Here is an 18404-nt window from a genome sequence, read left to right on the forward strand (position 1 = left end):
GATGAAAACCGAGATTTATTACGGGAAGAAGTGGGCTACAACTGATGAGTTATGCGAGGCGATAGACGAGTATATGCTCTTTTATAACCAGAAGCGTATTACCTTGAAGTTCGATGGTTTAACTATCGCGGAGCACCGTCAAACGGTTTTAAGCAATAATGTCCAATAAACAGTCCGCACCCCCTAATGTAGTTGCCGTTGCACTTTGATTTCGGGCAACCGCGACGACCAGCCCCCGAGAATCTCACGAGTCTCACGAAGCGCAACAGCCACACGAACCCCTGCCGGGGCGGTATGTGTTTTCTGAGCTGTAGTGCAGATGTCGTACATGCGAAGTACACCTCAGAAAAACACCTCTTCCCCGCCGGCATGCCGAGCCGGCATGCCGAGCCGGCACAGCGACTCTGAGCAGTGATTCGGCTTTACGCACCACCGGCATGGCACACACCAAACGCACCACCGGCACGGCGCACACCAAACGCACCACACAACAAAGTGCCGCCCCTTCCCGATCAGGGAAAGAGCGGCACTCAGCGCTATGAGCAGGCCAGCAACACTGGCCAACTAACCGGCTAGCTAAACCCTAAGCCGTAGCCTTAGGCCTTGAAGCGCGGAAAAGCGGCACGACCGGCGTAGACTGCGTCCTCACCGAGTTCATCTTCGATGCGCAGCAGCTGGTTGTACTTGTTGATGCGCTCGCCGCGGGCCGGAGCACCCGTCTTGAGCTGGCCTGAGTTGGTGGCCACCGCGAGATCCGCAATCGTGGTGTCCTCGGTTTCGCCGGAGCGGTGCGAGGTCATCGTGCGGAAGCCGTTGCGGTGCGCGAGCTCCACGGCCTCGAGGGTCTCGGTCAGCGAACCGATCTGGTTCACCTTCACCAGGAGCGCGTTCGCGGCCTTGGTTTCGATGCCCTTCTGGAGGCGGGTGGGGTTGGTGACGAAGAGGTCGTCGCCAACGATCTGAACGCGGTCACCGATTTCGGAGGTGAGCTTCTTCCAAGCGTCCCATTCGTCTTCCGAGAGCGGATCCTCAATGGACACGAGCGGGTACTTCTCCACGAGCTCTTCGTAGTAGGCGATCATTTCGTCCGAGGACTTGGTGCCGCCTTCGAACTTGTAGGAGCCGTTCTCGAAGAATTCGGTGGCGGCAACGTCCAGGGCGAGGCCGAAGTCCTTGCCCGGGGTGTAGCCGGCGCGCTCGATAGCTTCGACGATGAGGTCCAGAGCTTCGGCATTGGAATCTAGGTTGGGAGCGAAGCCGCCCTCATCGCCCAGGCCGGTGGCCAGGCCGCGTTCCTTGAGAACGCTCTTGAGGGTGTGGTACACCTCAGCACCCCAGCGCAGCGCTTCCTTGAAGGTTTCCGCGCCGATCGGGGCGATCATGAATTCCTGGATATCAACGTTGGAATCGGCGTGCGATCCACCGTTGAGGATGTTCATCATGGGAACGGGCAGGATGTGCGCGTTCGGGCCGCCAATGTAGTGGTAGAGCGGCAGGCCTGCCGATTCGGCGGCGGCGTGCGCCACGGCGAGGGACACACCCAGGATGGCGTTCGCGCCGAGCTTGCCCTTGTTATCCGTGCCGTCCAGGTCAATGAGCAGCGCGTCGAGAGCGCGCTGATCGTTGGCGTCCATGCCAATGATTTCCGGAGCGATGATTTCGTTCACCGCTTCCACTGCCTGCTCGACACCCTTACCGAGGTAACGACCCTTATCACCGTCACGCTTTTCCACGGCTTCAAAGGCGCCGGTGGACGCGCCGGAGGGAACCGATGCGCGCTTGTAGGTGCCATCATCCAGGACAACTTCAACCTCAACGGTGGGGTTGCCACGGGAGTCGAGAATTTCGCGGGCGTTAACTGCCTCAATGAATGCCACAGGTACTCCTTCATATAGACCGTGCCACATAGTTGTGGCTACCTGCGCGGAATATCCGCTGTTTCTATTGTCTCTCAAAACACCCGCGCGCGTCATGTTCAGGCCGTGATTAACTCGGCGTTTTCGCCCTGAGCCGCGAAGATTTTCGCACACTCGGGACTTTGGCACCGCGCGCGAACCGCCCGGGTGCTAACTAGCTCACGCACTTGCGCGGAGAGTTTAGTGCGCCGCGGTTTCTTCCCCTGCGCCGTTAGGTACGACGACGCCGCCCGCCCCGCTTTCTTCCTCTTTGACCACCGAGGTCAGCACGGGGTGGGCCAGGAAGGCAATCAGCGCAGCAATCCCGACCAACTGCAGGGTAAAGATGTCCATGAGCACCTTGACCACATAGGCCAGGCCAACCTTGACCGGATCCGCGGTGCCAGCGGGAAGCTCATTGAGCTCCAGCATGGCGAAGGGCCCCGCAATCTGGAGGAAAATCGCGATGACCAGCAGCGCCCCCGCGACGCCGTACGTGCGCCGCGCAAAATTTTTTAGAAGATTCGGACTCACGTTCATCGTCATAACAACTCTTTTGTTGTAGTTCCCATCATCCTAAAGCAAAAAACGAAACGCCACCATTGTTCAAAAATGGGCCCGGCACGCGCTTATATTTCGCACGTGCCGGGCCCACCCGAGCCTCAGCTCATTTAATGGCCGCGTTTAGGCAGCACGACGACGCCGCACCGCGAGCGCCCCACCGGCGAGCAGAGCGCCGGAGAGGAGCGCCAAGGAAGCGGCTTCCGCACCGGTATTCGGGAGCTTCTTCGCCGACTTCTTCACCACGGTCTTGCCGGGCTTAGCAGGAGTGGCCGGTTTGGCGGATCCTGCCGGGGCCGGGTCCGCGGGTGCCGGCGCAGTGGGCTGCGCCGGCACGGTCGGATCTGCGGGCTGGGCAGGCTTGGTCGGATCCGCCGGCGTAGTCGGATCGCTAGGCTGGGTCGGATCCGCGGGTGCGGTCGGATCCGCCGGCGTAGTCGGTTCCGTGGGCTGCGTCGGTTCGGCAGGCTGCGTGGGTTCGGCAGGCTGGCATTCCTTGAGGGAAGCGACATTATGCACCGCACCGCGTACGGTGGCGGCATGCTCGGCGCTGATCGCAGCAAGCACGCCTTCGTCCACAACCGGCTTGAGCTTATCGAGCGCCGCCGCCGTGGCTGCCTTAATATCCGTTTCGGCCTGGGTACGCGCGGCTTCCGGAGCGCACTCCAGCGCTGCCAGCGCCTTGAGCTGGGCAGCCTGTTCGGCTTCAATAGCGGCCTTCGCCTCCCCGAGCTTAGTAGCCCAGGCATCGAGAAGCGGAAGCACCGTGGAGAAGGTATCGGCAGCGTAATTATCCGGCGCCGCATCGAAAAGCTGCTGGGCGGCCGCGCGCACCACCGGGTTCTTCAAGCTGGCAATAAGCGCCGCAGTATCGGCATTGGCTTTGAGGGCACCGGCCTTACGCACCAGATCGCGCACTCGGTTCGAGCTCTCCCCGTAGGTGGTTTTTACGCCGTTGAATTCTTTTTCACCGGAGATAATCCAGCGCAGCTGCTCGAGGCGAGCGTAATCGGCATCGCCAAGCGGGGTAATGGTAGCCGGATCAATATCCTTCCACCAGGTCTTACCGGTCAGCTTCTCAGCTTCGGGGCGGTAGGCAGCCGCTTCACGCAGGTAGGCAACGTCTTTCTTGAGCTGGGCGAGGGTTTCCGCGTCGATGTAGGAAACATCCCCGTTAAGCACCGCATCACCGGCGATAATCATCTTCTCGTAAGCTTCGAGGTTCTGCAGCACGATAATGCCGTTGAGGCACTGGTTGAATTCCTTGCTCTTGCCCTGCTTAGCGAGGTCAATACAGGAACGAATCTTCTGGACAACTTCGCTCTTATTTCCAGCTGCGGACTTCTGGAATTCTTCGTTGACACGCCGATCCATTTCCGCAACGGTCTTGGCCGTTTTGGTCACTTCAACGATGGCCTTATCCAGATCGGAAACCCCGTTGGAGTAGGCGTTGACATAAGCCTGCGCAGCCTTGACAAAGCGCTGGTCCACATAGGCTTTCGAGTAGTGCGAGGCCTGATTCTGCAGCGCACCTACCATCCAGGCATCGGCCTGCTCGGCAGGGGTAGCACCCAGGGCTTCATTAATCTTTCCGGCAGCGTACTCAGCAGTACTGGTATCCGCAGCGGCCGGGGTCTGCGCGCCCGGATCGGTTGCGCCCGCATCGCCGGCACCGGAAGGCCCTTCCGCACCAACAGGAGTGGTAGCCCTGGCCGGGTCGGCCGGTTCTGCAAAAGCTGCACTCGCTCCGCCCAGCAGCACCGTGCAGGCGGTCGCGGCAGCCACGACACCTCTGAGAATTTTCTTCATATTCTTCCTTACGCTAAAAGCAGCCACGCCACAGGTAGCCGCCACCATCGGTGCCGTTGCGTCATCCCATTTCTTGGACTTAGGCGCCTTAACGAACATAAGCACACGAGCACGCCAGCTTTCCATGCGGGTGCCGCAGCCCATCCCATCTATTCCACCGCCACAACGTACGGTTTAATTTATCAAATTACGACAGGATTAATAAAGGTACGTCAAATACAAAACCGTCACAGAGGAAACAATATCGGCAGGTCAGCGAGCCGGGTATTCCCGCGGCACGGCCTAGAACAGCCCGGAGCTAGCCCACCGAGGAAATAAACACCGCCGTCACGAGCCGGGATACCCACTCGAGTAATTCGTCACCTTCCATGGGAGCTCCGGTTCCCAGGCGCGCGGACGTCTGCGCGGCACCCATAACGCCCGGGCGCGCACTCATCGCCCCGCCCACCTGCGCCGGCGGCACCGGAACCATGAGTACCCGCACGGCGGGCTTGAGCATGGCACCCGGGTACAGGCGCTTGAGGCGGGCTTGCCGTGAATCCGGCAGCGCCACCGGCGCGAAACGCACATTGCGCCCCATCTGGGTAATTTCCTCCAACCCGGCGCTGCGCGCCAGGTCACGCAGCTGCGCGATCCGGAAAAGCCGCGCGGCCACCTCGGGAATCTCCCCGTAGCGGTCGCGCAATTCCGCGCGAATTTCCTCGCGTTGGTCCTCCCCGCGCGATGCCGCCAACTTGGTGTAAATTTCCAGCCGCAACCGCTCGGACGGCACGTAATCTTCGGGTAGGTAGGCTTCCACCGGCAGCTCGATGCGCACATCGCTGCTGGCGTCGTCGTCGCTAGGAATCTCCCCACGTATTTTCGCGACCGCTTCGGAGACCATGCGCACGTACAAATCGAAACCAACGCCCTCGATATGGCCGGATTGTTCCCCGCCGAGCATATTGCCCGCCCCGCGAATTTCAAGATCCTTCATCGCGACCTGGGTGCCGGCCCCGAGGTCGGTATTCGCGGCGATGGTGCGCAGGCGTTCCAGGGATGTTTCCGTGAGCGCGCGGTCCGGGTCGTACAGGAAATACGCGTAGGCGCGCTCGCGCCCGCGGCCCACTCGCCCGCGCAGCTGATGGAGCTGGGAGAGCCCGAGCTTATCGGCATTATCCACGATAAGCGTATTCGCGTTGGAAATATCGAGCCCCGTTTCCACGATGGTGGTGCAGATGAGGACGTCGATCTCATGCTCCCAGAAATTCTGAATAACATTTTCCAGATCGCGTTCGCTCATTTTTCCGTGGGCGACGGCGATGCGCGCCTCGGGCACCAGCTCACCGAGCTGCGCGGCCACCCGGCCCATATCCCCCACCCGGTTATGCACGTAAAAGACCTGGCCGTCACGCAGCAGCTCGCGGCGAATCGCAGCGCTGATCTGGCGATTCTCCCGCGCGCCCACGTAGGTGAGAATCGGGTGGCGTTCTTCGGGCGGAGTGGCCAAGGTGGACATCTCCCGCACCCCCGTGACCGCCATTTCCAGCGTGCGCGGAATCGGGGTGGCCGACATCGACAGCACATCGATATTTGGGTACATCTGCTTGAGGGTCTCTTTATGTTCGACGCCGAAACGCTGCTCCTCGTCGATCACCACCAGGCCGAGGGCTTTGAAACGCACATTCCCCGTGAGGAGGCGGTGGGTACCGATCACCACATCAATGGTGCCGTCCGCGAGCCCGGCGATGACCTCCTCTGATTCGCGCGCGCTCTGGAAACGCGAGAGCGCCGCCACCCGCACCGGGAACCCGGCGTAACGCTCCTCGAAAGTTTCCCGATGCTGCTCCACCAGCAGGGTTGTCGGCACCAGGACCGCCACCTGGCGGCCATCCTGCACCGCCTTGAAGGCCGCCCGCACCGCGATCTCCGTTTTGCCGTAGCCCACATCCCCGGAAATAAGGCGATCCATGGGGACCGGCTTTTCCATATCGGCTTTCACTTCGTCAATGGTGTGCAGCTGATCGGGGGTTTCCACGTAGGCGAAAGCGTCTTCGAGCTCGCGCTGCCACGGGGTATCCGGCGAAAATGCGATACCCGGGGTAGCCATACGCTGGGCGTAAAGGCGAATAAGCTCAGCAGCAATTTTGCGGGTGGCCGCGCGGGCCTTCGACTTCGTTTTCTCCCAATCGGCCCCGCCCATTTTATTGAGGCTCGGGGATTCTCCGCCCGAATACTTGGAGACCTGGTCGAGCTGGTCGGTGGGCACCCAGAGCTGATCGGACGGCCCGCCGCGCCGCGAGGGCGCGTACTCCAGCACAATATATTCGCGCTGCCCGCCTTTACCGCCAATTGCGCGCTTTTCCATACGCACGAAGCGGCCCACCCCGTGCCGATCATGCACCACAAAATCCCCGGGAGTAAGAGACAGCGGATCGACAGCATTCTTGCGGCGCCGCTTGGGCAGGGCACGCATATCCCGAGTGGAAGAACCGCCCCGCCCGGTCAGATCCGCGCCCGCGTACACCCCGAGCTGCTGGCCTTCCAGCACGAAGCCCTCCGCGATAGGTGCGGCCACCACGTAGACCACCCCGGAGTCGAGATGCGCGGGAACCTCCGCTACCGCACTAGCGGGAACGCCCAGCTCACCGAGCTGTTCCGCGTAGCGGCGCGCCAGGCCCGGCCCGTCCACCACGAGCACCTGGCGCACCCCGCGCCGTGCCTGCTCCCCGATAGCGGCGAGAGCCTCATCAACTTTCCCGAGGAATTTGCGCGGTTCGCGCGCCGCGACCGCGGCGCCGGCGTCGTCGTTCCTGAAAGTACCGGCGGTGGAGGTGACGTGCCCAGGTAAAGCGTTCCCGGATAAAGCGTTCCCGGAAAAGCCGCCGAGCGTCCACCACGCTTGCCCGCGCGTGAGCGCCGCTTCCCGAGTAGCCGCCACGCTCGCGAAACTCGCCGCATTGGCCTGCACCGGAGGCGTGCCCCCGGCTGCCGCCGCGCTCCACGCTGCCGCCAGGAATTCCTCCGTGGTGGCGATAAGGGATTCAGCGCGCTGGTCTACGCGCTCCGGCTCGATGATGAGGAGGCGGGCATCCGCGGGAAGCACATCCACCACCGCGTCCATGCCGTCCACGAGCACCGGCGTGAGGGATTCCATGCCTTCCGGAGCGATGCCGGCGGCGATTTTGTCGAGCATATCGGTGGCGCCGGGCAGTTCGCTGATAAGCGAACGGGCGCGGGTACGCACCGATTCGGTGAGGAGAATTTCGCGGCAGGGCGGGGCGTAGAGTTCCTCGCGTTCTTCCATGGAGCGCTGGTCACCCACGGAGAAGGTGCGGATTTCATCCACGGTATCGCCGAAGAATTCCACGCGGATCGGGTGGCGTTCCGTGGGCGGGAAGACGTCGAGGATTCCGCCGCGCACCGCGAACTGGCCGCGGCGTTCCACCATATCAACCCGGGTGTAAGCGGCGTTCACCAGCGCGTTTTCCACCTCTTCCATGGGGGCATCCTCACCGAGGCGGATCCGCACCGGCGCCAGATCGCCCAGGCCGCGGGTAATGGGCTGAAGCAGTGCGCGCACCGGCATAATGAGGAGGCGCAGCGGCTCGAATTCCTCCGGGTGAGCCAGGCGGCGCAGGCTGAGCAGGCGCCGGGCCACCGTATCCGAACGCGGGGAAAGGCGCTCGTGCGGGAGCGTTTCCCAGGAAGGGAACACCGCGATCTGCTCGGCCGGAAGGTAGGCGCGCATCGCGCCCTCAAGGATTTCGGCCTCCCGCCCGGAAGCGGTAATGGCCACGTGGAGAGGATGTGCGGCGGTCGAGCCTGTTGGGCCGCCGCTGCCGGCGAGGTACGCCAGGGCCGGGGGCACAACCCCGCGCGGCATCGGAATATCCAAGCGGGTGGCGGTCGAAGCTGCGGCGCTGCTCAGGGCGGGATCCGCGCCGATGAGCGGCAGCAAGGATTCTAATTGCACGGGACGCTCGTTTCCTTCCTCGTCCTTCTAGGGTTGTGGTTCTCGCGTTACGGTTCTCGCGTTACGCGGCGCGGCGCCGCGCTACTCGCAGCGGTGCCCGCCGAGGCGCCGCACTACTCGCCGCGGTTCCAGCGCGGTTACGCCCCGGTTCCACGGCGCGCTAGTGCTTCGTGTGCAAGCGCATCGTGGCGCTTTCCAACCCGGTGCGCAGCACATCCTCCACGGCATCCGCTGCCTGCGCGATGAGCACGTCAAGTTCCTTACGCTCCGCCGAGCTAAAGGGGCGCAGCACAAAATCCGAAGGGTCCTGGCGCCCGGGCGGCCGGCCAATGCCGAATCGCAGCCGAATATAATCCTTCGAGCCCGTCGACTGCGAAATCGACTTGAGTCCGTTGTGCCCGCCTTCGCCCCCGCCGCGTTTGAGACGCAGGGTCCCGAATGGCAGATCAAGTTCATCGTGAACCACAATAAGGTTCTCCACCGGGCAGTCGTAATAGCGCAACAGCGCGCTCACCGGCCCGCCCGAGGTATTCATATAGCACTGGCACGTCGCAAGAATGACCTGCTCACCTGGCTGGCCGGGCGCCACACCCACCCGCGCGGAGAGCTGGTTCGTCTGGGTGGCGCCGTGCGAGCGCAACTGCCCCCCGCAGCGCGCGGCAAGCTCCGCCACCACCATATGCCCACAATTGTGGCGAGTTCCGGCATAGGTAGCACCGGGATTACCTAATCCAACTACAGCGTACATGCGTTCCTCCTGTGCATCTTCAACCGTACCCGCTTACCCGAGATTGTTCCGCACCTGCGTGCCTCGTATTTTTCACGACGACGCCGAATGGCACGCGGCCGCGGACATTGCGTCCGCGGCCGCGTGAGAGTCACTCCTGGCGAGTGAGGTGCATTGCTGATTTACTCGCCGGCACCTTCGGAAGCTGCCGCTTCTTCGGCTGCTTCTTCCGCCTGGGCTTCGGCCATAGCGGCATCGGCTTCTTCCAGCGCCCGATCAACCTGGGGCTCCATGACCAGGGAGACGATTTCTTCGCCGTCGACCAGGGCTTCCACATCCTCGGGAAGCTGGAGATCCGCAACGGTGATACGCGCGCCATCTTCGAGGCCTTCGACGTTGACCTCGATGGATTCCGGAATATCGATTGCCGGGGCAGACACCAGAATATTGAGGAGTTCGAGGGTGTTGATGAGGCCAGGAGCCGGTTCGCCCACAACAACCAGCGGAATTTCGACCTCGACCTTTTCGTCGCGCTTGACGCGCAGGAAGTCAACGTGCTCGATGGAGCGCGAGAGCGGGTTGCGCTGAATATCCTTGACCAGGGCCAGGCTCAGTTCACCATCAATGGTAAGGCTGACCAGGGCATTCGGATTGCCCTTGACCGCGAGGAACATATCGTGGGCGTCCAGGTGCACGTGCACCGGCTCAATTCCGTGCCCGTAGAGCACCGCGGGAACGCGCCCATCGCGGCGCAGGCGGCGAGCCGCACCCTTGCCAAATTCATCGCGGGTTTCGGCAGTAAGCTTCGCAGCATCAATAGCCATGATTCTCCTTCGTCAATTAACGGTCACCCCAGTGGCGGGCTGACCTCGATATTTCGATATAAACACCCGCCGCGCAAGGCGCGCATAACCGGGTGGTGGCCTCGTAAAGCAGGCCACCCGAAGGAGCGCCTGCCGCGTCGATAACGGAAGAGTTCGTGAGCGCGCATGCATCCCCAGCTCACCCGCACCGCAGGTTCACCGGGCTCCCAACCCGCAGGTCAGATAATTCCGCGCTTCGAGCTCCTTCCCTCGCCGAAGCAACGCCGTCAATTTTAGGGCGACGGCGGCAAAAAACAAAGTTTTTTGCCGCGCCTCACACGCCTCGCGCGCTTCCTGCGCCGCCAGCGCATCGCCGCTGGACGCCCCGCGGCCCGCTCAGCTGGCATACCCCGTGACCCCGACCCGAAAACCCCTCCACACCAATGCACTTACACCAACCTGACCTGGGCCTACACATGCAGCCATGCCGCCGGCGCCGCTTGACCTCAAAATAGGCCCGCTGCCACGCCACCCAACCTGCCAGCAGCCACCCCGCCAGCTGGCGCCGTCGTCGTACCACCCCTACCGACAACAAAAAGCAACGCCACACACCTCGGGCTCACAAAATGTAACCTCACGTATCTTGGGGGAATAGAATGCATCATGCCAGCGGAATCGCAAGCAGAATGCAACCTCTGAGCAGCTTAGGCCCACAAAAAGCAACGCTAGCGGCGCACCCGCGACAAGATGCAACGTCAGAACACAAAATCCAAAACTTAATGTGTTTGCCGTTGCTTTTTGTAAACCGGGGTCTCTTGTGGACACTGCACAAGCCCTGTGGAAAGCACGTTGACGGTTCCACAGGCATCCTCCACACTCGGGGCATGACCCAGCAACCTCGTGTCTCAACAACACCGCAGATGCCAGCTACCAACAATGCTGTGGAACCGATGCCAACTGAACAAGCACACTCAATACTGCTCCCGCCTATAGTTAGTAAGGCGCAACTCTTCGCACTCGGGAAGCCCATGCATGTTCTGCGACATCGTAAACTCCAGCGCGTCGCCCCCAATATGTACCGTGATATAAACCGTGAAATCACAGAACTTGATCTTCTTATTGCGCTCCAACATAACTATCCCGAAAGCACCATTACGGGATTATCAGCAATGCGACTCTGGCATATGCCCCTACCGAAGCATTTAGGACAATGGACAGAGGGAACGCTGGTCGACATAACATCAGCTAATAATCAATATCACCGTGCTCATCCACTCGCTCGCTGGGACCGCAGCCGACTCCTTCCCGAAGATGTCACGGAACTCAATCTTGAGCAGGGAGTTCTCCGCGTTGTCTCACGCCCTCGGGCTCTCTTGGCGAGCATCCCCGAACTTCCTTTTTACCGTATTATCGCCATCCTGGATTCTCTACTGCGCTCACCGCGTCCACATTTCGAAAACAGATCAGCTCCACACGCAACCCTTCACGATCTTAGCGAATTCACAGCGCGACACCCGGGATGGAAATCCGTTAACAGGTTCCGCGCGGCGCTGGCCTGGGCGCGGGTGGGTGCGGATTCACCGATGGAAACCCTACTGCGGCTCATTATCGCCATGGCGGGATTCCCGGAGCCGCGCCTCAATCATCGACTTATCGCACCCGACGGCCGCTCGCTCGGCCAGCCCGATATGCTCTTCGAAGAGCAGCGCATCATTGTGGAGTACGACAGCGCACCTCACCGAGACACCTCTCAGCAGGTCAAGGATCGCCAGCGGCGCGAGCTCCGCACCAGCTACGGCTGGATCGAACTGCAGGTTTTCCATCCCGACCTGCGTCTGCCATCGCAATTGCGGCGGCTACTCCTCACCCCCGGAACAACGAAGTTCCCACAGTTCTCTCCCGATGACGTGCCTGTTACCGCCAATTTAGCGCGCGCATTCCGCCAGCGCGGGTGGCGGGTGCGGGAATGAGCCGGTAGAGGTAAGGACCTGAGTCGGTGGCCGACCAGGAATTACGGCAGCCACACACATTCTCGCAGGGCTTGCTCGACGCCGCCCTACCCCAGCGCGCGCAACAACAACCAGATCGCGAGTGCGGTTCCGAATATGCCGACCAGCCAGCGCACCACACCGCCGGGGAGGAAACGCTGGAGGTGAGGGCCCACCATTCCGCCGAGCAACCCGCCGAGCATCATAGTGAGCGCCGCCGCGTAGTCCACTTCCCCGGACCAGATGAAGAAAAGTAGGGCCGTGAGATTAGCGCAACCCAGCACCGGGGATTTGAGCAGCAGCGCTTCGTGGGTGGTCATCGGGGTGAGGATCGCGGCGATGCCAAGATAAACAACCGCGGAGGCCGCCCCGAAATAACCTCCGTACACGCCCAGCACTCCCACCAGCACCAAGAAAGTGGGAACCGGAATATTAGCGTGAATGCCGCGTCGCTCCAGGTAGGGGCCGATCAATGTGGAGAGGGTGGCGATGAGTACCAGCCAGGGCACCACGAACTCGAAAACTTTTGGGTCGAAAGCCAGGAGCAGCACCGCGCCGATAGCTCCGCCCACCGCGCTGATAAACATCTGCGGCCACAGCGGGTAGGCCTGCACCGCCCGCATGGACCGCCAGCCGGTGAGCACAGACCCCAGGCTGCTCCCGAAATTATTTATCGCATTCGTGACATTGGCGGTAATCGGTGGGAATCCGAGGGCGAGGAGGGCCGGGTAGGTGACCAACGATGCCACTCCGGTTAGGTACCCCACGATGCCGCCAACCAGGCCAGTAGCAAAGACAAGTACGGACAGCGCCCAAGTCGATGTGACCACCACGTGCGTTATCTTCCTTCCTAGCCGCGTCAAGTACTGGTTCCCCAGCCACATTGAGCGCTGGCTTCTTAGCCGCATCGAGTACCGGCTTGCCGCCGCATCGCGTATTGGCTCCCCAGCCCCGGAAAGTACCGGGTTCCCACCAAGCACCGGGCCCCACCAAGTACCGGGCTACCACCACAACAATGAAGGCGCCGGTACGCTCCAGCGCACCAGCGCCTCCTCGTGAGGCTACCTCACACTCAGTACGCGCCGTCAAACAGCGAGGTCACCGAGCCATCCTCGAACACTTCGTCGATAGCACGGGCCAGTGTGGGAGCAATCGAGAGCACCGTCAGGCCCTTAAAACGCTTCTCATCGGGAATCGGAACGGTATCGGTCACCACAAGTTCGCGAATCGGAGCGTTCGAGAGCCGCTCCACCGCTTCCCCGGAAAGCAGCGCGTGGGTGGCCGCCACGATCACGTCTTTGGCACCGGCATCCTTAACAACGCGGATCGCGCCGACCAGCGTGCCTGCCGTGTCAATCATGTCGTCAACAATAATGGCGGTTTTACCGGCCACATCGCCAACCACGCGGTTGGCCTTCGCGGTATTCGCTTTCTCGATATTGCGGGTCTTATGCACGAAAGCCAGCGGAATCCCGCCCAGGCGCGAGGACCACTGCTCGGCCACCTTAATACGGCCGGCATCGGGTGAGACCATAACGGCGTCGTCGCCGGTAATAATGGAGCGGACGTATTCGACCAGGGTGGGCATCGCCCACAGGTGATCCACCGGCCCATCGAAGAAACCCTGGCTTTGCGCGGCGTGCAAATCCACGCTCATAATGCGGTTCGCGCCGGCCGTCTTGAGAAGATCAGCCACCAGCCGCGCGGAAATCGGTTCGCGGCCCTTGTGCTTCTTATCCTGGCGGGCGTAGGGATAATACGGCGCCACCACGGTGATGCGCTTGGCCGAGGCGCGTTTAGCGGCATCCACCATAAGCAACGTCTCCATCAGCCACTTATTAATGGGGCTGCTGAAGGCCTGCATAATAAAAACATCCGCCCCGCGGATGGACTCCTCATAGCGGATGTAAATTTCCGAATTCGCGAAATCGTAAATGGTGGTGGGCAGCATGCTGATATGGAGGCAGCGCGCAACCTCCTCCGCCAGCTCCGGATAAGCGCGGCCCGTGGCTAGGACCAGCCGCTTATCGTTCGATACCCGCATTCCCGTGCTCATTGTGCTCCCCCGATGTGTTTCGCCTGCTTGGGTTTTTCGACGTTGTCAGCTTATGTGATCGCGGCGCTACCCGCTACCTGGTAAACGGTGTTTACCAGCAGAACAATGTTTACCCGCCACAGCGGTGCCGCGGCGCCTCCCCGAGAACCACCGCGTGCCGGGCGCATTTCCCGGCTGGGATCAGGCAATCGCGCAGGTACACGTGCCGCGCCCGCGCGCCCTCTTCCACGATGACGTTGGCAAGCTCCCCGGGCCCCACATGCCCGAACCGCGCAACCCGCGTGGTCCCGCGCAAAATAGTATGAGGTTCGACGACGCAATCCGGCTCCAGCTCCACCTGGACGTCAATCCACGCCGTGGCCGGATCAATAATGCTCACCCCGCTGCGCATCCACCGCTCCCCGATGCGCCGATTCATTTCCCGGCGCAGGGCCGCGAGCTGGACAAGGTCATTCGCACCTTCCGCAGCCAGGTAATCACTGCTCACGTAGGAGCCCACTCCGGCGCCGAGTTGATAGGCCCGCGCCACAACATCGGTCAGGTACATTTCCCCCTGGGCGTTATCCGTGCCCAGGCCCGCCAGCGCCTCACGCAAAAATACGGCATCGAAAATATATGTGGAAGTATTTATTTCGTTGATGGCACGCTGCTGCGTACTTGCGTCTTTATCTTCTACGACGGCGCAGATGGTTCCTTCCCCATCGCGCACAATCCGCCCGTAGCCAGCCGGATCTGGCACCCGGGCACTCAGCACGGTGACAGCGGGGCTGGCGGGAGTAGCCAAGGCGGTAGCTGCGGCGTCGTTCCCGCCACCACCGTTCCCGTGGGCGCGCGCGAGCTCCCCGAGAATCTCCCCACCCAGAAGCGGGGTATCCCCGGCCATAACGAGAACCGGACCGGTCACGCTCGCACCCAGGGCTTCCATTCCGCACCATACAGCGCGGCCTGTCCCCTTGATTTCATCCTGGTCAGCAATAATGACCGAATCGTCTAGTTCAAGCGCGTGGGCGGCTACTCGGTCCCGTTCGTGGCGCACCACCACCACGATATGCTGGGGATTCAGGCTGCGGGCAGCAGTGATGGCGTGCCCGAGCAGCGTGCGGCCGCACACCTCATGCAAAAGTTTCGGGGTGGCTGATTTCATGCGAGTTCCCTGGCCAGCAGCCAGGATAACGACAGCGGAGAGATCCATGCCTTCCCTTTTCCGGCGGCGATGCGCCCTATATTTCGCCACGGACGCTGACGCTGCGCCCGAAAACGTTCCGCCACTAGGATTCGAACCTAGAATAACGGTTCCAAAGACCGCTGTGTTGCCGTTACACCATGGCGGAGAACTGCCGACGCGCGGGCCGGCACCGGTATAGTCTAGCTGACCGAAGCGCTCCTGGCATAATACTAAGTATGAAACAGACCTCGCCTGAGGGTACGAACGGCGTCGATGCCGCCCGCGCCGCCGACAACACGCTCACTGACCCCACCCAGAACACCGCTGCCACCACCGCACCTGCCCCCGCCTCGGAAAAGAAACGGGTGCGCATGTCGCGGGCAGACAGGCGTAAACAATTGGTGGGCGTGGCGCGGGAACTTTTCGCGGCGCAGGGTTTTGACGGGGTCTCCATTGAAGAAATCGCCGCGGCCGCCCAAGTATCCAAGCCCGTTGTGTACGAGCACTTCGGTTCCAAAGAAGGCATTTACAACGTGGTGGTGGATCGCGAGCTCGTCACCCTCACGGAATTACTCTCCGCGCGTATGAACATTGGGCTGCCCGAGCGCGAAGTGCTTGAGTCCATCGTCGTCGCCGTGCTGGATTATATCGAGCATAACGACGACGGTTTTCGCCTCCTTGTGCAGCGCTCGCCAGCTACGCTCGGCGGGGATTCCTTCTCCACCGTGATCGCGGATGTGGCTGATTACGCCTCCGATTTACTCGCGCCCATGCTCGGGCGCAACGGTATCTCTCCCCAATACGCACGCATTTACGGGCAGACGCTGGCCGGGGCGCTCGGCCAGGTGGGCCAGTGGTGGGTGGATGTGCGCCAACCCGATAAAGAAACCGTGGCGGAACACGTGGTGAACTTTATGTGGAACGGCTTGCGCGGGCTGGAATCGCAGCCGCGCCTGCTCACCCGCGGCGGGCACTAGCCGCAATCCGGCCCGTCTCCCTTTCTTATTCTAGGTTTCACCTGGGCTGTGGCATAGAATGGACGGCGACACGCAAATAGAACGATGGCGCTCTAGGTGACGTCACCGGTCTTGCACGCGGCGGTTGCCCGTGTCTGGGCGCGTGGCGTGCTACCCCTAGAATATTCATCAATCGCACGATAGCAAGGACGTACCCCTTATGCTCTCCGTTGAGAACATCTCCAAGAGTTTCAGGTCGCGCAAAGTATTGCAAAATCTCACCTTCACGGTTCGCCCCGGTGAAATCTTCGGTTTCGTCGGCTCGAACGGCGCTGGGAAAACCACTGCAATGCGCATTATGCTCGGCCTCCTGAGTAAAGATTCCGGGCAGGTGACTTGGAATGGTGGCCCTATTGATTTCGCGGCGCGCCAGCGTATCGGCTATATGCCTGAAGAGCGCGGTCTCTACCCTAAAATGCCGGTTGATAAGCAGCTGATGTATTTCGCGCGCCTGCACGGGATGAGCCCGGATGCGGCGCGGGCCGCCATGGAGCGCTGGACTGATCGCCTCGGGGTGGGTTCACGCCGGGAGGATGCCGTCCAGAAACTTTCCCTCGGTAACCAGCAGCGCGTGCAGCTGGCCGCCGCCCTTATTCACGATCCGGAACTGCTCATTCTTGATGAGCCTTTCTCCGGGCTGGATCCGGTAGCGGTACGCACCATGAGCGAAACGCTACGCCAGAAGGCAGATGAAGGAGTCCCGGTTATTTTCTCCTCGCACCAGCTTGACCTGGTGGAACGCCTATGCGATAGCGTAGGAATTCTCGCGGGCGGAAATATCGTGGCTCGCGGCACCGTTGATGAATTGCGCAATGCCGGGAATCCGCCCTACGCGCTGGCGGTACGGGCAGCAGAAGCCACGCTGCGCGAGGCCCTCACCCAGGCCGGATTTACCGTCCAGCCCGATCCGCTGGCCGGAACGTCAGAGGCGCCGCTGAGCGCGGGAATTACCCGCGTGCTCGTGGAAACCCCGGCCGCCGCGGGAACCGCCGACCCCACCGCCGCGCTTCTCAACGCGGCCCAGCAGGCCGGCACCGTGGTGGAATTCGCCCAGCGCCGCCCTCACCTCACGGAATTGTTCCGCGACGTCGTTCAGGTGCCTTCCACGGAAGAAGAAGGCGATGCGGCCACCTCCAAGAAAAAGCGTGGCCTGTTCGGCTCGCTGTTCGGAAAGAAGGCTAAGTAATGGTACGCATTGTTTTCGCACGCGAGTTCAAGAACGTTTTTGCCTCCCGCGCCACCATGATTTCCCTGGCGGTGATATGGGTGATTGCTATTGTGGCAGGTTTCGCGGGCCGCGTTTTCCTGGGCGGGGATGATGAAGCCGCCGGAGCAGGGCCGGCCCCGCAAGCCCAGGGTATTTACCTGGAGGCCGGCGCCGCGGAGCTCCAGCCCTATCTCGAGAGCGCCGGTTTCTCCGCACTCCCGACCTCCAATATCGCTGCCGAGCTGGCGGCTGACGAACCGGAAGCGGAGATCGGCATTTCCGGTACCGCGCTCGACCCGCAGATCGTGGCCACCTCCCCGGACCCGAAGGAGCTTCCCGCTCTCAAGAAGATCCTGAGCACCTACCTGCTGGAGGAATCCGGGGTGGATGCCACGGTCCTCGCCCACCTGGATGCGATTAATAATCTTCAGGTGCAGACGGTGAATTACACTCCCTCCGGCATCGGAGCTAATCCCATCGGTTTCCTGATCGGCTCGGTCAGCGCCATGCTGATTTTCTTCATGGTGATGGGCGGAATCGGCGCGGTTGGCGCCGGCGTCGTCGAAGAAAAATCTTCGCGCGTAGTGGAAATTATTTTGACGACGGTTCGCCCGCGCGTCCTGCTCCTGGGCAAGGTGCTGGGCTTGGGAGCCGGCTGGGTAGTCATCCTCTTCGGCTATATCGGCGCAATTATTACCGGTGCGGCGATTTCCGGGCTGGTTCCCGATCTCAGTTTCCTCCAGGAATTCGGGCTGGCCGGGATGGTGGCGCGCACGGTCCTGTGGATGGTGCTCGGCTACTTCACGGCCACCGCGCTGGTGGGCGGACTGGCTGCCACGGTGTCCCGCCAGGAAGACCTGGCCGGCATCAACACCCCGGTCATGTTTATCCAGTTCATCCCCTTCTACACCGCGATCTACCTCATTCCGGCGCTTCCGGAAGCCGCGATCACGAAGATTCTCTCCGTGCTGCCCTTCTTCGGCCCGTTCATGATGCCCATGCGCACCGCGATCGGCGAGGTCCCGCTCCTGGAAGAACTGGCCGCCGTCGGCATCAATGCCCTCGGGGTCTTCCTCCTGGCGATCCTGGCCGGCAAGATTTACGAACGCTCGATTTTGCGGATGGGTGAGCGCGTCAAGCTCACGCAGATTTTCCGTAAGGCTGCCTAGCCTTCGGATTTCGTACGACGACGACAAGTGTGGCGCCCCGGGAAGGTTCTCCC

14 protein-coding genes and 1 tRNA gene are annotated in these 18404 nt (G+C 61.7%); 5 read left to right on the plus strand and 10 right to left on the minus strand.

Annotated elements, in window-relative coordinates; translation table 11 throughout:
- Position 1: 1 nt before the first annotated feature.
- The gene (locus tag DDD64_RS09185) at positions 2-169 is read left to right on the plus strand and encodes an IS3 family transposase (RefSeq protein ID WP_164545931.1); all 168 of its coding nucleotides are present in this window, start codon (positions 2-4) and stop codon (positions 167-169) included.
- Positions 170-596: 427 nt separating this feature from the next.
- Here the strand turns inward: DDD64_RS09185 and eno are convergent, their stop codons facing one another.
- From eno to DDD64_RS05625, 6 genes are all read right to left on the minus strand, one after another.
- Entirely contained in the window at positions 597-1877 is a 1281-nt protein-coding gene (eno, locus tag DDD64_RS05600) for a phosphopyruvate hydratase (protein WP_126135420.1), read from the minus strand.
- 219 nt (positions 1878-2096) lie between these two features.
- Positions 2097-2441 (minus strand): hypothetical protein, encoded by a 345-nt coding sequence (locus DDD64_RS05605; RefSeq protein ID WP_126135421.1) that lies wholly within the window; start codon positions 2439-2441, stop codon positions 2097-2099.
- Between the two features lie 138 nt (positions 2442-2579).
- Positions 2580-4265 (minus strand): LPXTG cell wall anchor domain-containing protein, encoded by a 1686-nt coding sequence (locus DDD64_RS08920; protein WP_126135422.1) that lies wholly within the window; start codon positions 4263-4265, stop codon positions 2580-2582.
- 298 nt (positions 4266-4563) lie between these two features.
- On the minus strand, positions 4564-8220 hold the full coding sequence (mfd, locus tag DDD64_RS05615; RefSeq protein WP_126135423.1) for a transcription-repair coupling factor: 3657 nt from the start codon (positions 8218-8220) through the stop codon (positions 4564-4566).
- Between the two features lie 160 nt (positions 8221-8380).
- Positions 8381-8968 (minus strand): aminoacyl-tRNA hydrolase, encoded by a 588-nt coding sequence (gene pth / locus DDD64_RS05620; protein ID WP_126135424.1) that lies wholly within the window; start codon positions 8966-8968, stop codon positions 8381-8383.
- A 161-nt stretch (positions 8969-9129) separates the two neighbouring features.
- Complete coding sequence (locus tag DDD64_RS05625; protein ID WP_016443226.1) at positions 9130-9771, minus strand: 50S ribosomal protein L25/general stress protein Ctc; 642 nt, start codon at positions 9769-9771, stop codon at positions 9130-9132.
- A gap of 1562 nt (positions 9772-11333) precedes the next feature.
- On the opposite strand from DDD64_RS05625, the gene DDD64_RS05630 reads away from it, so the two are divergent.
- Entirely contained in the window at positions 11334-11720 is a 387-nt protein-coding gene (locus tag DDD64_RS05630) for a putative endonuclease domain-containing protein (protein ID WP_126135425.1), read from the plus strand.
- 86 nt (positions 11721-11806) lie between these two features.
- Here the strand turns inward: DDD64_RS05630 and DDD64_RS05635 are convergent, their stop codons facing one another.
- The 4 genes from DDD64_RS05635 to DDD64_RS05650 form a co-directional block, all read right to left on the minus strand.
- Complete coding sequence (locus DDD64_RS05635; protein ID WP_231366724.1) at positions 11807-12568, minus strand: sulfite exporter TauE/SafE family protein; 762 nt, start codon at positions 12566-12568, stop codon at positions 11807-11809.
- Positions 12569-12810: 242 nt separating this feature from the next.
- Positions 12811-13794 carry a ribose-phosphate diphosphokinase gene (locus DDD64_RS05640; protein WP_016443229.1) on the minus strand — a complete coding sequence of 328 codons (984 nt, stop codon included), beginning with the start codon at positions 13792-13794 and terminating at the stop codon, positions 12811-12813.
- Between the two features lie 109 nt (positions 13795-13903).
- A complete protein-coding gene (locus tag DDD64_RS05645; protein ID WP_126135427.1) occupies positions 13904-14986 on the minus strand; it encodes an NTP transferase domain-containing protein in 1083 nt (360 codons plus the stop codon).
- A 68-nt stretch (positions 14987-15054) separates the two neighbouring features.
- Positions 15055-15125: transfer RNA gene (locus DDD64_RS05650), tRNA-Gln, on the minus strand.
- Positions 15126-15195: 70 nt separating this feature from the next.
- Here DDD64_RS05650 and DDD64_RS05655 point away from each other — a divergent pair.
- From DDD64_RS05655 to DDD64_RS05665, 3 genes are all read left to right on the plus strand, one after another.
- Positions 15196-15936, plus strand: coding sequence for a TetR/AcrR family transcriptional regulator (locus tag DDD64_RS05655; RefSeq protein ID WP_126135428.1), 741 nt, complete (start codon positions 15196-15198; stop codon positions 15934-15936).
- Between the two features lie 199 nt (positions 15937-16135).
- Entirely contained in the window at positions 16136-17161 is a 1026-nt protein-coding gene (locus DDD64_RS05660) for an ABC transporter ATP-binding protein (RefSeq protein WP_126135429.1), read from the plus strand.
- Positions 17161-18351, plus strand: coding sequence for an ABC transporter permease (locus DDD64_RS05665; RefSeq protein ID WP_126135430.1), 1191 nt, complete (start codon positions 17161-17163; stop codon positions 18349-18351). The genes DDD64_RS05660 and DDD64_RS05665 overlap by 1 nt, the downstream gene beginning before the upstream one ends.
- Positions 18352-18404: the final 53 nt, after the last annotated feature.

The sequence above is a fragment of the Actinotignum sanguinis genome, from assembly GCF_003957255.1.
Taxonomy (GTDB): Bacteria; Actinomycetota; Actinomycetes; order Actinomycetales; family Actinomycetaceae; genus Actinotignum; species Actinotignum sanguinis.

Bases quoted from the DNA above. Each gene is read 5' to 3' on its own strand.
- DDD64_RS09185 (WP_164545931.1), top strand. From the start codon at position 2: ATGAAAACCGAGATTTATTACGGGAAGAAGTGGGCTACAACTGATGAG.
- DDD64_RS05605 (WP_126135421.1), bottom strand. From the start codon at position 2,441: ATGACGATGAACGTGAGTCCGAATCTTCTAAAAAATTTTGCGCGGCGC.
- DDD64_RS08920 (WP_126135422.1), bottom strand. From the start codon at position 4,265: ATGAAGAAAATTCTCAGAGGTGTCGTGGCTGCCGCGACCGCCTGCACG.
- pth (WP_126135424.1), bottom strand. From the start codon at position 8,968: ATGTACGCTGTAGTTGGATTAGGTAATCCCGGTGCTACCTATGCCGGA.
- DDD64_RS05625 (WP_016443226.1), bottom strand. From the start codon at position 9,771: ATGGCTATTGATGCTGCGAAGCTTACTGCCGAAACCCGCGATGAATTT.
- DDD64_RS05630 (WP_126135425.1), top strand. From the start codon at position 11,334: ATGGAAACCCTACTGCGGCTCATTATCGCCATGGCGGGATTCCCGGAG.
- DDD64_RS05640 (WP_016443229.1), bottom strand. From the start codon at position 13,794: ATGAGCACGGGAATGCGGGTATCGAACGATAAGCGGCTGGTCCTAGCC.
- DDD64_RS05645 (WP_126135427.1), bottom strand. From the start codon at position 14,986: ATGGATCTCTCCGCTGTCGTTATCCTGGCTGCTGGCCAGGGAACTCGC.
- DDD64_RS05655 (WP_126135428.1), top strand. From the start codon at position 15,196: ATGAAACAGACCTCGCCTGAGGGTACGAACGGCGTCGATGCCGCCCGC.
- DDD64_RS05660 (WP_126135429.1), top strand. From the start codon at position 16,136: ATGCTCTCCGTTGAGAACATCTCCAAGAGTTTCAGGTCGCGCAAAGTA.
- DDD64_RS05665 (WP_126135430.1), top strand. From the start codon at position 17,161: ATGGTACGCATTGTTTTCGCACGCGAGTTCAAGAACGTTTTTGCCTCC.